Source organism: Nostoc sp., assembly GCF_036916735.1.
GTDB lineage: Bacteria > Cyanobacteriota > Cyanobacteriia > Cyanobacteriales > Nostocaceae > Nostoc.
Genome location: NZ_JBALFV010000013.1, coordinates 38652 through 53567, shown reverse-complemented (window position 1 = coordinate 53567; position 14916 = coordinate 38652). Strand labels below are relative to the sequence as shown.

The following is a 14916-nucleotide window of genomic DNA, read 5'->3' as shown; positions in this document are numbered from 1 at the left end:
CGAGTAAAAAGGCTCAACTGTCGAGTAAAAAGGCTCAACTGTCGAGTAAAAAGGCTCAACTGTCGAGTAAAAAGGCTCAACTGTCGAGTAAAAAGACTCAACTGCCGAGTAAAAAGGCTCAACTGCCGAGTAAAAAGGCTCAACTGTCTATAATATCGAAAAAGTAAAACTACCGTAACACAAAGGTTTCAGCGTCAAATTGATAGTTGCCAAAAAATGGATAAAGTCAAGCTTAGATTGCCCAGGCTGTTTAAACAATTTGCCTTTGCAAGCCACGATTTGTTAGGAGGTAAACAGCAAAAGTTCCTACCCAGTGACTAGCTGCATAATGTTCACTTATAATATCTGCTAGTCCATGCTGACGATGGTAAAGGGCAGCAGAGCGAAGTGTTTCTATGCGGCGATCGCTATTTGGCAATCCAGAAATGATCCCCTCAAGCATCCAAGCACGACTGAGATTAAGACCCCAGAAGTGGGCTTGCATATAATCTTTAGGATTATCTACTTCGGGTGGTTGTAACCAATTTGCTGAATTTTCAATGGGTATTTGTGGAAGAAAATCGGTCAGCCAGTCAGTGAAAGCTGTTGTTGGCAAAACTCGCCGCATCAGGTCTGCTTCAGCAAGTCCAGGAGAGAGAAAATCGTAGCCAAGCGGCTCGAATTGTAAGGAATAATTGCGATCGCTGAGATAAAATTGCCGTGCCTTGTTCTCTATTAACTGAATAAACTCAGCATTTTCGGTAATTTGTGCCCAATCCAGCATCAAACCAAGTGCAAAAGCTGTTTGGCCATGCATCCCTGTGCGATTGGGAAGTTTGAGTGCGTCAATCCAACGGTGTAAGTTACCTGTAATCAACTTTTCTAGCGGTTCCAATACAACCCGCCATTCTTTGGCTTGAGCATGATTCCACTCGTGAAGTTCCCCAGCCAGTTGTAGAAACCATGCCACACCATAAGGAAATTCAAAAAAGGGTAGCCGTTGGAAATGGGCAATTTCTCCTTGAATTTTCTCAGGTGTTAGGCTTTGCTCAAGTGCTTGCTTTGAGGCTGCATTGAAGGAGGCTTCAGGAAAGTGACGCATCAGACGTACCAGTAACCAGTGACCATGTACGGCTGAATGCCAATCTAAGCAGCCATAAAAAGCAGGAGTCAATTCACGCGGTGGTTTTATATCCTCGTCGCTATCAACCCAATACAGACCACTGTTGGGATACTCTCGCCCGATACAATCCAGCACCAATTGAGCAAATTGTACCGCAGTCGTTTCATTAATCTCCAAATTATCGGGTGGTATGGTCACGTCGCTTCGCTCCAAAGTCAAAATTCAAAACTTGTACTGAGCTTGTCGAAGTATTCAAAATTATCAATTTCTCAGTCTTACGTTCTGCTTTCCTCAACCCATAAATCCGTTGTACGAAGTGATAACCGAGACTAAATCTTGCATTAATGAGGCAAAAAGCGGTGTGGATTATCCTCCCGCTTTATTGCCGTGTCACGCACAGTTCTTAGGGGAGGAACGAGGAGCGACCCTCAACCCTTACCCGCTCACTATTACTCCTGAAAGCGGGTGCAGTATTGTTAAATGAAAGCTATGCTTAGTTTCAGCTTTCAGATACCGTTCTTGCAAGGGTTGCCACTTCTGCCACGACTGGTAGCGATTTTGAGTTAACAAAGTAGCAAGGGTAGGTAGTTCAGTTTGGATTTCTGACTTGAAGACATCTGTAAGCCAGTCAGTTAAGACTGCACTATCTTGCATCGTACCCAAAATTTCTTGGATATTTTTGACTTCTGTAAGATAAGCTGCGTAAGAGTCGCCATATAACTCAGAAAATAACTCCATCTGGTAGCGTAGACGTTTAGCTTCTTTTCGCAAACTGTGAAGAATTTCACCTTCTGTTGTCAATTGTTTTTCTATCTTTTCTGGTTTCCAGTTTTTCTGTATTTTCACTTCTGATTCCACAAATTGAGTGCCAACTAGCCAACCCGGATGCAGTAAAAAGCTACTTACTTCTGGTAAAAGTAAATCTGGTAGTACCTGCTGAATGGCAAAACATGCCAACGCTTGATAACTAGGTTTCTCTAACCATTTATCTAATGCATCTTTTAGAGACTTGTAAGATTCATCTTTTAACGTTTTCTGCACATTTGATAGTACGTCTTCACGTTGTTTAGCTAAAGCGTTGAAAGCTGTTTGTAGAGATTCTTGCTCTTTGCAGGGTAAGTTTGGTTTGTAATTGTTTTCCAAACTTTCTTTAAGTACGTCTAAATCTCTTAGACTACCAAGACGACGGGCTATTTTACCAATATTTTTATCGTTGACTGGTTTTGGCACATCTACCGCTAGCCCAAAGCTAGTTACAGATGTTCGTAAGCGACGCATTCCCACTCGCATTTGGTGCAATGCTTCTGGATCTTCATCTTTCTTTACTGATTTTTCCCACTTCAAGGTTTTCTTAAAGTGTTTTTCAATTGCTTGGTAGGCGTAGTCTCCTAGAGTTTTTACCGTGGGTTGTGTGGCTAGTTTCATAATTGATGTTATTATTCAATAACCTCATAAGTTTATTGAATAATAACATTAGTTAAAAATTTGTATCTACTTTTGATATTTTTGTTCAATGAGTATTATAAAGTATGCTGATGAGCATTAATACTTGCATCCTCTTAGATTAGAGAAATATCTAATATCTATCAGAGGTCTAAAGAGTAATTTAACTTTCGTAATTTTATATGTACAATAGCTTATAATAATATTTAGCATAATTTTAAATCATTTATTATGATAACATCATTAATCCTTCTAAAATCAAAACATGTCACAATCCAATTTTCTCAATCAAGTTTTATTGAGTTTTGTAGATAATTTTAAACAACATAGGGAAGACTTATCAGCGTTGCTGCTAACACACCATAAATATTTATGGCTGGGGTCAGATGAAACTTCAACTATTGAACGTCTCTCTTTGGTTAATAGTGATAAATTTACAGATCATCAACAATTTCGGGTAGCAGAATTTATCAATTTACCTGTGCCAGAAGACCAAGAAATTGATATAGAAGGACTTGCTTACACAGATTATTACTTATGGTTTGTTGGTTCTCATAGTTACAAACGTAAAAAACCTAGACCCGATAAAACAGATTCACAAAACTTTAAAAGGTTGACCAAAATTGAATCAGAACCCAACCGTTACCTTTTAGGAAGGATTCCTTTGATAGACGGTAAGTTATTCTCATCTTGCCCACACCCCCAAAATCCAAATATAGAATTGAAGGCTGCTAAACTAGAGGTGACGAACCAGGGTAATTTGCTAATGACAGCTTTAGCAGATGACGCACATTTAGGCTTATTTATCAGGGCTGGAATTGCAGGAAAAGATAACGGCTTTGATATTGAAGGAATAGGCATTTATCAAAACAGGATTTTTTTGGGTTTGCGTGGCCCTGTATTGCGGGGTTGGGCTGTTATTCTGGAAATTGAGTTAGAAGATTCTAGTCCTGGATTTCTAAAACTATGGCAAATTGGAGAAGCGAATGAGTTATATAAAAAGCATTTTATCTGGTTAAATGGTTTGGGAATTCGAGATTTATGTGTAGATGGAAATGATTTGTTGATTTTAGCTGGACCAACGATGGATTTAGATGGCCCGGTGCAAGTTTATCGTTGGATAAATGGTGTTAACTTGCGAGAAAATGTCTTCAGCAATCCAGATTTTGTACAAGATATTCCCTATGGAAATCGGGAAGACCATGCTGAAGGAATGACGCTTTTTCAGGATGTAGCTGGTATACCTTCGCTATTAGTAGTTTATGACTCTCCAGCAACAACTAGATTGGTGGGTGATAGTGGTGTAATAGCGGATGTGTTTAAGCTGGGATAATATGAATTTTGGGATTTTAGATTTCGGCTACGCTCAGTCCATCTCTTCTTAGGCTGCGCCCTAAGCGTAGCTATGCCGCAGGCTTTACGACTTCGCTTAGGAACCATCGAACGATTTTAGATTTTGGATTATTAAAGGTTAGTGGAGATTGCTTGTACAGGACAGGTGGGGATACACTGTTCGCAGACGATACAACGCGATCGCGTGAATGTGAGTTTGTATGTCTCTGGGTGGAGGGTGAGGGCTTCGGTAGGACAAACCCCAGTACACAATCCACAGTGGACACACACATCCTCGTCGATCGCAATTTCGCCTAAGGTATAAGAAACATTAACATGGCGCGATCGCATCCACTCGATCGCTGCATCTAATTGATCGATATCTCCTGATAGTTCCACTACCAGTTTGCCAATTTGATTTGGGGCTACTTGGGCACGGATAATATTAGCGGCGACGTTGAACTCTTTGGCCAGTACGTAAGTGACTGGCATTTGTACGGCGCGTTTCGGGAAGGTAAGCGTTACTCGTTTTTTCACAGGTTTAGCAGAAGATTTTTTCTGTTGTAGCGAATTGGGAGTTTTATGGCTCGAAAGATAATTACTCAGTTAGAGAATATAACGAGTAGGGAATGGTGTGGTTTAATTACTTCAAACGCACTGTAATTAATTTTGCAATTTAAGTTTATTACTTGTTACCTATTGTATCCATTTTAACTTGGAAAGCTTTTAACGTGAAAATTTTAGTTGTAGAGGATGACGAGTTAAATGCTTGTACTTTTCACGCTATCTGGAAAAACCAGCGAAAACCTAATTCCCCTCCCGACACAGGAAGGGGAATATTTAAAGTCTTTCTCCTTTAAGGAAAGAGATTTTCCAGATACTCTGACAAGTCAGAGTGACAGCAAGGTGAATTTAACTATATCCATAAATAATTGTGTTATTTACAAATTTATGTTAATGCACTTTAAAATTTTAATATTTTCAATAAAGTAATATATTAAAACTATATCTAAGGTATTAGATTGATTTAAAAAACTAAACAAATACTGTTGAAAATATCACGAGCTAATTTAACATTAGATTAGACTTAAGGCAGAAGAACAAGGAAATTATTTTAGTTAATTTGTTAGTTAATAAACAACATATATTTCGATACTTTTGCTGAAAATATATGTTGTAGTTGAAAAATAGAAAAAGCTTTTTCTAGATTTCAGAAAATTGCTTAGTAGCATAAGTCCGTACAATGTTGAAAACCCTATTTGGATAAACCCTTTTACAGGTAAGGCTATCCCAGGAGGAAATCCTGAAAACCCACTTGGCAAATACTGGATTGGATTTTGGACAAACGGTAAAAATTGGGTTGGCTTTCACGGTACGCCTAATCCTGATTCAGTTGGTAAGGCTACCTCACACGGTTGTATTCGGATGTACAACAACGATGTGAAAGAATTATTCGATCACGTAAGTCTGGGAACAGCAGTTATTGTAGTGCGATAATTGGTCAATCTCGATGATGAACTGAATTTGTTGAGTCAGCCGATTGATTTGTACCTAGATTTCTGATTGTAAGTGGGGTTGACTGGATTTTGGACTTGAGGTGATTATTTCAATAATTCCAGCGAATCTGTAAGGACTTTTCTCTGCATACTAATTAAAAAGCGCTTGGGAGTGTTGCCGTGTTTCCACCCCAAACGCCTTTTATTTTTAACTTGCTCCTCACACAATTAGATAATATCACTGCTTCTATTAAAAGGTGAGTATATTGAGTGACACTTTCAAAACTGCACCTACAATCCAATTTTTATATTTCTATATAAATTAAAAAATGCCTGGGAGTGTTGCCGTGTTTCCACCCCAGGCATTTTTTATTCTCAACTTGCTCCTCACACACACAAAACATATCATTACTTCAACCAAATAGCAAGTAAGTTGTGTGACACTTTTGAAATTGCACAAGCAACCCACTTTCTGACAAATTAAAAAGCGCTTGGGAGTGTTGCCGTGTTTCCACCCCAAACGCTTTTTACTTTTAACTTGCTCCTCACACACGATTAAAACATATCATTAATTAAATCAAAAAGCGAGTATTTCGTGTGACACTTTCTAAACTGTACACCTTGCGGTGATTAATTTAGTGTAAAAAGTGACGTAAACCAGTTAAGACCATTACCAAACCCAGTTCGTTAGCAGCAATGATAGAATCTTTATCGCGTACACTTCCCCCTGGTTGGACAATGGCTGTAATTCCTGCTGCTGCGGCTGTTTTCACAGAATCATCGAAGGGAAAGAATCCATCGCTGGCGAGAATTGCACCTTTAGCTTTTTCCCCAGCTTGTTCTAGGGCAATTTTAACTGAGCCGACGCGGTTCATTTGACCAGCACCTACTCCTAGTGTAGTGCGATCGCTTGTCACAACAATGGCATTAGATTTAACATGTTTGCAAACTTTCCATGCAAACAGCAATTCGGCTAATTCGTCGGGTGTAGGTTGACGTTCGGTAACTATTTGCCATTGACTGGTATCAGCAATCACGTCATCGCTAGCTTGGACAAGGAAACCACCTGCGATCGCTTTCACTGTATCTTTAGGGCCACTGCTCAAATCAGGTAGAGTTAAAACCCGCACGTTAGATTTTTTGCCAAGGATTTCTTGGGCGTCGGCTTCACAACTTGGTGCTACCACACATTCTAAAAATGTTTTAATTAACTCCCTAGCTGTTGCCGCATCAATCGGACGGTTGAGTGCGACAATACCACCAAAGGCAGAAGTAGAATCAGCATTGAAAGCTTTTTGGTAAGCTTCAGAAATACTGCTTCCCAGTGCTGTACCACAGGGATTTGTGTGTTTGATAATCGTTGCTGCTGGGGTATCAGTGAATTCAGCAATAATTCGGCGTGCAGCTTCTAAATCAACTAAGTTATTGTAACTAAGTTCTTTGCCTTGCAGTTTTGTAGCGGCTGTCCATCCCGTTGGGGTAGTACCAGTTTGATACCAGGCGGCGGGTTGATGGGGGTTTTCGCCGTAACGCAGAGATTGCAATTGTGTGCCGCTAAGGGTATGCTGCTGTGTTCCTGCGAGATAAGATGCGATCGCTTGATCATAACTAGCAGTGTGCGAAAATCCTTTTAAAGCAGCCTTTTGCCGAAATTCTAAGGAGGCTTCGCCGTTATTTTGCCGCAATTCTTGCAAATACTCCTCATATTGTGCCGGATCAGATAATACTGTCAGATGGGCGAAGTTTTTCGATGATGCCCGTAGCATAGCAGGACCACCGATATCAATTTGCTCAACAGCTTGAGATAATGTCACCCCTTGTTTAGCAATAGTTTCCTCGAAAGGATATAAATTCACCACCACTAAATCAATCGGGCGAATTCGGTTATTTTCTAAATCTGTAATATCTTGGGGAACATCTCGCCGGGCCAAAATCCCGCCATGAATCCGGGGATGCAGCGTTTTGACTCGGCCACCTAAAATTTCTGGAGAACCTGTGTAATCTGCAACTTTGGTAACTGGGAGTCCCGCATCTTTGAGTGCTTGGGCTGTTCCCCCACTGCTGATTAAATCAAAGTCGAATTCTTCAACCAAGCTACGGGCTAAGTCAATTAAACCAGTTTTGTTAGATACACTCAGCAGGGCTAGACGCGCCATTGATCAATTCCTCAGATGTTAGGTTGTGAAGCAAAGGATCTCAAGTTTTGCATAAGCCTTGGTTTACTTCAATACTGATAAGACTGGCAAATAATGGTTTGGATACTGCTTGTGCAAGAACTTGAAGATAACTATTATTCAGTGTGAACTTGGGCTAGCTTGACAGATATGACACATATAAGCTAATAAAAGAGATGAATCCATCTGCCCAAACAGTGAAGTTAAAGCAGATGAAGCAGTCATAAGACTGAAAATTAAGGAAAAAATATGCCTTCAAAAGAAACTGGCGCTCAAGTTGATGCACGTTCACCAAAGCCGTCTATTGACTTTGCTAAACTCATAGAGTTACTCACTAAAGCTATTCCTCCTAGCAGTAATCAGGCAAATACCGACCAGCCAAACCCTAAAGGGATGCAGCTGTTTGAATTTGATGACAAACAAAATAAACGCCTGAGAATAAATACTTCAGCCATTCTGCGTCGGCTATTTACACAGCCTGACTTCCAAGAAGCTTTTAAGCCAGTTAGAGGCGGTGGATTTATTCAAAACTTGTCAATGCCAGAATTTGGGAATAGGTCACGCATTGGTGGCTGTTTGAGTGATGGTAATGCAACAAAGTTACCCGGTGGAATAGACAAATTAATTGCTGCTATCGACCAAGCGTTAGAAACTGCATTGCCTTCCGATAGTTCATTGTTGACATTGCTGTTAAATGATCCTGATAAGCAACTCAAACAACTTGCTATACGTGCAGGTACTAAGTTTCAGAATCTAACCAACACTGCTAACCTCGTACCGATAAAATTTCAAGCAGGAGATACCAAGCCTAGCAAGTCTGACAAAGTTGTTGCCAAAGTTATTTCCGCACGTGAACGGGTAGAAGGAACTGATTATTTTGAGCAAATGCGTAGTGCAGTCGCCGAGTATCTGGAAAATCAGTTTGACTGCGATGAAGAGGATATTGATTCAGCGATCGCAACTTTGGAAGCAGAGAAAGATAGAGAATATAGTCAAATCCAGCGTTTTTTGAATTTTTTAGACGATGAAGCATTGTCTAGAGTCCGATTGACTATTACCTTTCGGATTATGGAAGCGATCGCAGACAATGCTAGATCAAAAGATGAACCAGAATACAAATTTTTAGCAGAATATGTCAATCGAGTACTCACTTTGGTTACATCCGCTAAAGTAGTCGGCTATACCGTTGATTTAACTGCTCATTTCGGTAGTGCTGTGGAATTTGATTTGTCAGATGAACTCAGCAAAGTAATATTCTATTCTTGTCTGCCTGTTTGGCCTGAGTGGAAAACCCAAATCTTCGAGCAAAAGACTAAAAATCAAGTTGACCGCGAGGTAAGCTATCGTTTTCGAGTCAATGGACAAAATCCAGAATTGGGCAAACCCGCTTTTGAAGTGCGACTGGATCAAATTGAAGAAGCCTTACTAAGTAACGATCAATCTTCCCTACAAAAACCTTGGTTGATCTGTCGTCGTTTAGCTGAACTTATCTTTTTAGCTATTGTTGTTCCCAAAGATGCTGAAGAATCGCTAACTCAAGAATCACTAACTAATACAGTGGTTCAACTCATTGAAACTCTGAAATCGGGCAGACAGGCAGCTATTAGCCAGACTTTACAGGAATTACGGGAACGCGCCAAAGTAATGAATTCCATTAAAACGGCACTGATGAACGTAGTCCGTGACAAGAGTCAAAAAGTAATTTCTCAAGTTCAGCATCGTTCCTCTCAACAGTTTATCTGTGTGAAAAGAGGTATCTTTCAATGGACGCGACTAATAGGAGCAGAAGAAGGCGTAAGAGATTTACTTGTAGGGCCACAACAAAGTTCCCGCGAACAGGTGGAATGGTTCAAACATATTGAAATTTGCGAACAACCAGACACATCAGGATTACTGTTTTCAATTGAAGTTACTGCCGAACTTTCGGAATATGACTTAATAACCAAAGGCACAGCAAGTAAATTGCAGGCACAACGTTCATTACCAGAGCGACTCCTGCAAATTTGTTGGGTTCCTCGTTCTTTTCGCAAGGATCAAAACCGTCAATGGACTTATGAATATTCTCCAAATGCTTCTAAAGCAGCAAGATGGGTATTATCAGCCGCAATTATAGTGGAATACGATGTTGACACCGTAAAGCGGCGACCAGATACAAAAGGTTCTGAAGAAAGTAAGCAGTATCATGCAGCCGTAGTTACTGCCTTTGCTGTGCTAGTTTACTGCTGTTTGTGGCGGATCATCAAACGATTGCAACAAGGTGATAACGGCAAATTGGTTGACTTTACAACTTTAATGCTGAGGCTGCAAGAATTGGGCAAACAAAGTGATGATAGTAGCGGTGATGCTTATATTTATGCAGCAGCCCAAACTTTAGAAGCAATACTAGCTGAAGATACTCCTATCAGAATGCAAGGGCTGACTCTGGAAAATATTGCCCAACAAGACCAAAAGGCAAAATTTACTAAATCCGGCACTTTTAATGCTCTGTTGAGTGCATTTCCACTCTTCATCAGCACCCCAAGCGCTGATTCAGCACCCAAGATTGGTTTAATTTCTTATGCCAGCCGTCCTTGTGATGAAGAAACTTTTTTGGACAAAGGTGAAAAAGGATATCTTTTTCTCACTCAAAGTTACGTTGCAACAGCAGTTAATCAACCATTTTTAGGTTACGAACTCAAAAGAGAGCGGATGCAGTCTGATGTGCTGGATTCTTCAAAAGGGTTGAAAAAGCAACGCTTACTCCAAGAAGAAATTAATTACTTAGAAGGTCAAGGGTGTCAGCACATTATTTTATTGGCTCATGCTTATGGCGATCGCCGAATTAATCGAGCCGCAGATTACAATTCTTCTTTGATACCTAAAGAATTTTTAGAACAAGTCTTTGAAACTTTTCCCGATCTCAACATTTACTCAATGGTGCGGGATGTATTTCCTGCCACCCGCTTGCAAAAGCGCGGTTATAATGAGGCGGCATTTGAAATTTTACAAGCTAGAGATCATACATATTTCCAACGCTCCGTTACCGGAGAATACTTTCGTGATTTGATTCCCGTTTATACTTTTGCCACACTTTTTGCTGTTCAAGAAACACAGCGCCCACAGTCTGGTTTTTGCATTTATTTTCTAGTATCAGATGGACAAGTCCGCGATATCAACTGGACTGAACGCGCTCGTCAACATTTGATAAATCCAGAACATAATTCTCCTATTCATCCCTGCTTAATAGCTGTACTGCGGGGATTGCATTTTATCGAAGCTGAAAAAGGTCAACTTATTCCAGTCCTTGACCCCTTCAGTTGGATTTCACCCACTACAGTAGAAGGGGCTGGAGAGGTGAAAATCTTACATAATCGTCGCAAGGGACAGGTATTACTCAATTATCCTGCCTTACTCACCCACGTTTCTCAAGTTCTGCACCGGAGGAACTGATGGATTTGTCTTTTTTAGAACAGGCTTCCATTTGGGGGCAGGTATTTGAAATTGCTGTCAAACGCGGTGTTCTGCAACACTTAATTCAGCAAAAGTTGGTCTTGGACGATCATCCGGTTCTGCAACCTTGGCAATCCGTGAAGAATGCAGATGTCTACCACCAACTGGTAAAAGTATTCAAGCTGACAGATCCGAATACAAAAGAATGGGTAGAGACGATGCTGCGTCATCTGCTGGTACTCGGTTATGGTTTAGGTTGGACAACAATGCGAGAGTGTCTCAAACACAGTGGAATTCGTAAACCAAAGCTGGAAGCAATTTGGTGTCCATTGACACTGCCAACACAGGAAATGCAACGCGATGAGGAAAAAGAAGAAACAGCAAAAGCATTTCAAGCAGCTTTTAATTTACCAGGACAACCAGACGAGAACTTAGTAAACCAAGGACAACCCGCCAGAGCTGATTTTATCTTATGGCTATCAGACGAATCTATTTCCCGTAAACGAACAGAGGATTTGATACTTTCTAAACCAGATAAAGGTTTATTCTCCAGATCAAAAGACCTCAACCGCAAAAAAATCGATAACTTAATTCTTTGTCTGGAATTCTCGTATAACGCACCGATAAAACTAGCAGATTTTAGAACTGAAGCCCCCCACCGAGAGGAAATGAATCGCTATTACCGTTACATTGAATCACGGGGTGTCTTCTCTAGGGTTTGTGCAGAGGTTGAGGGTGAAGAGTTTATACCTTCATCAAAGCTGGAAAGTCATCTATCAGCATTTAGCGGTAAAGATAAACCATTATTCAAGCTCTGTCAGGCATCATCCTACACTGAGCGCTTGATTCGCCTGCTGTACTCGCATCAGCGCTTAAAAGGAAGTTGTAGTGGTAGAGCGATCGCTGTAACATCCAATGGTCTTGAAAGTCTTGCCGCTCACTTTCTGGGTATGGAACCAGAACCAGATCCTAGAGCCAAGCTGATGAAATCATTAGGAGAATCATATCGCCAAGCTCGCAAACTAAGCGATGATGCACCTGATGAACTTGAGACAGAGATTCGTTTGGTGTTCAATAAGCTAGTGCGATCGCTACCCTCTGATTTCAAAACACAAGCAAAGCGTCTTGCTGAGAACCCAACTCCAGGAGGGTATCTTCACTTTCTATTTCAGGAGAATGTCAAGGGATTCTACAACCCAATGGATGAAGTGAGTAAGATTGAGGCGATCGCTGCTGTTGAGAAAAACGAACCATTATTTGACTTTTTTGGCGAAAATCCTGAATCACAAATCGAACAAGCTCTTAATCAGGTAAATCCAGACAACGAAAAAATTCCTTTGCGACAAGTTCACCAAGCAGCAGTTGTTGCAGGACTGAATGCTGCTCAACTAAGTAGAATCAATGTCATAGCTTTAGAGGGCAATCCTGGGATTGGTAAAACCACTGCTGTGATGCAATTTCTTCAGCACCAGTCTCAAGGCTTCTTCTTTCTTTATTTGAGTCCACGAGTGGTAATTAATCGGGATGTTACTGACAAAATTGCCAGAAACAACGGTAATGCTACTGGGATATTGACCCTCACCAGTAATGCCAATTTGATTGTTTCAGCTCCTAAGTGGTACGAGCAACAAGTTAAGCAAAACGGATCTCAATTTCGCCGTATTGATAGTGCTGTTGTTGTCGATGGCTTTGAAAGACTCAGCCATCCTGATTGCAGTATTCTCTTCCTCACTCCACAGCAAGAACAGGAGATTGATTGTAATGTAGTCGCCTCTACTCGGTTTAAACGTTCTCTCAATGAACGAGAAGATAGCGTAGAATCTCCCCATCGCCCTGGCGTATTACGTACCCTAGCAACCTCTGCCCGAAAATTGCTAGAAGCTAATCCGCGAGTTAATCGCCTAGTAATAACTGCTGCGATTCAAGGTTATCGAACGCTTAACGAATCAACTACAGTTGATGCCCTCAGCAAGTTGTTTGCAAAGCCAGCTAATACTACCTTGGGAAAAAATGAACGTTCAGCATTTGCCGCCAAAATTCCCACTATTATCGTCATGGTAGACGAACTCGCTGGCGATGGGGCAGGAGCGCCCTTTGTCCATAAGCTAGCAGAATGGCTGCAACAGCAGTTTATTGATCCGTTTGAAACAACGCCATCTCCGTTTAGGATTGTTCTGATTGTTGCCGATGCCTCACTGAGTAATGAAGTTGTGTTGAATAGTTTTCTAAGTTCGGGCGATCGCGCCCCTGATAAGGTGTTAATTAGTCAAAGTCAAGGTGAAGCACCATTTCGGGTGACAGGCACTTATACCAAAGTAGGCCCCAGAAGACACCCAACGCTCCACGTCATGACAAATAGTTACCCCGCCAGAAAACTCGATATTGACTATAGTATTAGGCTGTCTCCTGTTACACCAGGATTAACCAGTGATGGGACAAAACAGACAATTCGCCAAGCAATTCGAGAGCAATTAGAAGACCAGTTGCTAATGAATGCCTACTTGGAAATCGAACGCGGGTTACAACAGGGAGCAGAGCAGCTAATTTTCTTTGCTCAGGACAAAGCTTTCCTGCGTCACTTGCAGGAGAAATTGACCAGTGGTAAAGATGCTCTGGTAAACAAGGGACAGGTAGCAGTTTTGGATCAAAGCGTACCAGCTAATAAGCGATTGGAATTAGTAAAAGAACCACGACGCGATCAAATCCGAGTTTTCTTGATGACTTCTTCAGGCGCAAGAGGTGTTTCCTTCCCAAAAACAGATTGGATTATTGCAGCAATTCCCCGATTTAATATTGAAGCCGCTTTAATGGAAGTCGCGCAATTAATTTACCGGGGTCGAGGAATGTATACAGATCCAGAAACCGGGATGGAAGTTTCTGGAGATTACAAAGATAGACGCTTAGTCATGCTGATCAATGATTTCATTATTGAAGAAGATATTGACCGCAAACGATTATGGTTGCGTCAGTCAAGCGATTTATTGACTTTGCTGGTAATGCTGCGCTCTACAATTCACACTCGTATAAAAGGAGATGCTGGACTCAAGTACAAGCGAATTGCATTTGTCCCAGTTGGATTAATTGGAGATGAGGAATTGTTGAGATTAATGTCTGATGAGGTCTTAGATTTCCTCCATGAAACCAAAGTTTTTATCCGCGATAATAACTCTCAAGAAGCAAAAGCTATTGCGAGCAAAGCAGCCAAATTAACAGAACAAATTTTTAAGCACTTGAATTTGACAGGACAAGCATCAGATCGGAATGCCAAATCGTATGTGAATTACCAAACCCTGGAAGGGTTAGTGAAAACTGTTTCTAGAATGTCGAGTCGGTTATTGCCATCTTTAGATAACCACGAGCTACAAATACCAGATGGATTAACTTGTATTGGCCCTTTCTGGATAGAAGATTGGAGCGATCGCCAAACTGAGGAAAGATTTAGCTTTGAGGGATGGAAATCTTATATTCAACAAAATAGCAGTAATCTTTTAGCACTACTACAACGAATTTACGAAGATAACAAGTTTCCACCAAAGCTTAAACGTCCGGCGAAGGAACTCCATAGACTATTGATTCGGAAACAGGAGGAATCTGTTCTTGAATACTCAACACTTCAGGCGTTGAAAACTCAAAACATAGTTGTTGGCTTACCTCTAGACTATCCACACTTCTGGAATGAACACTCAGAAGATGACATTCGCCAACAGGAATTAGAAGACCCCCTAACTTGGAGAAATGCTTTAGGACGCTCCCTAAACCCTCAAGGCTTGATTATACCTGTAGTGGCGCAGTATCGAGAATTTCCTTGGGTAGCTGTAGCAGGTCGACGAATTTATACACAGTTAGAAACAGTTTTTGACGATCGCTATTTTATGGCATCCAGTGAATTGAATCTGCTAAACACCATCCTGCTTGAAGATGAAGCAGATAACAAATAGTT

The 14916-nt window shown here is 41.0% G+C and carries 7 protein-coding genes and 1 pseudogene; 4 read left to right on the top strand and 4 right to left on the bottom strand.

What is annotated here, in order from left to right; translation table 11 throughout:
- Positions 1-250: 250 nt before the first annotated feature.
- Both V7L20_RS03320 and V7L20_RS03315 read right to left on the bottom strand, forming a co-directional pair.
- Positions 251-1300 carry a DUF2891 domain-containing protein gene (locus V7L20_RS03320; RefSeq protein ID WP_334742700.1) on the bottom strand — a complete coding sequence of 350 codons (1050 nt, stop codon included), beginning with the start codon at positions 1298-1300 and terminating at the stop codon, positions 251-253.
- Positions 1301-1537: 237 nt separating this feature from the next.
- Positions 1538-2527, bottom strand: coding sequence for a CHAD domain-containing protein (locus tag V7L20_RS03315; RefSeq protein WP_334742699.1), 990 nt, complete (start codon positions 2525-2527; stop codon positions 1538-1540).
- Positions 2528-2810: 283 nt separating this feature from the next.
- Between V7L20_RS03315 and V7L20_RS03310 the strand changes: the two genes are divergently transcribed.
- The gene (locus tag V7L20_RS03310; RefSeq protein WP_334742698.1) at positions 2811-3878 is read left to right on the top strand and encodes a DUF3616 domain-containing protein; all 1068 of its coding nucleotides are present in this window, start codon (positions 2811-2813) and stop codon (positions 3876-3878) included.
- Positions 3879-4009: 131 nt separating this feature from the next.
- Here the strand turns inward: V7L20_RS03310 and V7L20_RS03305 are convergent, their stop codons facing one another.
- On the bottom strand, positions 4010-4414 hold the full coding sequence (locus V7L20_RS03305) for an NIL domain-containing protein (RefSeq protein WP_292718668.1): 405 nt from the start codon (positions 4412-4414) through the stop codon (positions 4010-4012).
- A gap of 711 nt (positions 4415-5125) precedes the next feature.
- Between V7L20_RS03305 and V7L20_RS03300 the strand changes: the two are divergent.
- Positions 5126-5374 (top strand): annotated as a pseudogene (locus V7L20_RS03300) (L,D-transpeptidase); the annotation flags it as partial.
- A gap of 634 nt (positions 5375-6008) precedes the next feature.
- On the opposite strand, the gene purH reads toward V7L20_RS03300, so the two are convergent.
- On the bottom strand, positions 6009-7529 hold the full coding sequence (purH, locus tag V7L20_RS03295; protein ID WP_334742697.1) for a bifunctional phosphoribosylaminoimidazolecarboxamide formyltransferase/IMP cyclohydrolase: 1521 nt from the start codon (positions 7527-7529) through the stop codon (positions 6009-6011).
- Positions 7530-7796: 267 nt separating this feature from the next.
- Here purH and V7L20_RS03290 point away from each other — a divergent pair, with 267 nt between their 5' ends.
- Complete coding sequence (locus tag V7L20_RS03290; RefSeq protein WP_334742696.1) at positions 7797-10976, top strand: hypothetical protein; 3180 nt, start codon at positions 7797-7799, stop codon at positions 10974-10976.
- On the top strand, positions 10976-14914 hold the full coding sequence (locus V7L20_RS03285) for a helicase-related protein (protein WP_334742695.1): 3939 nt from the start codon (positions 10976-10978) through the stop codon (positions 14912-14914). Before V7L20_RS03290 ends, V7L20_RS03285 begins: the two co-directional genes overlap by 1 nt.
- Positions 14915-14916: the final 2 nt, after the last annotated feature.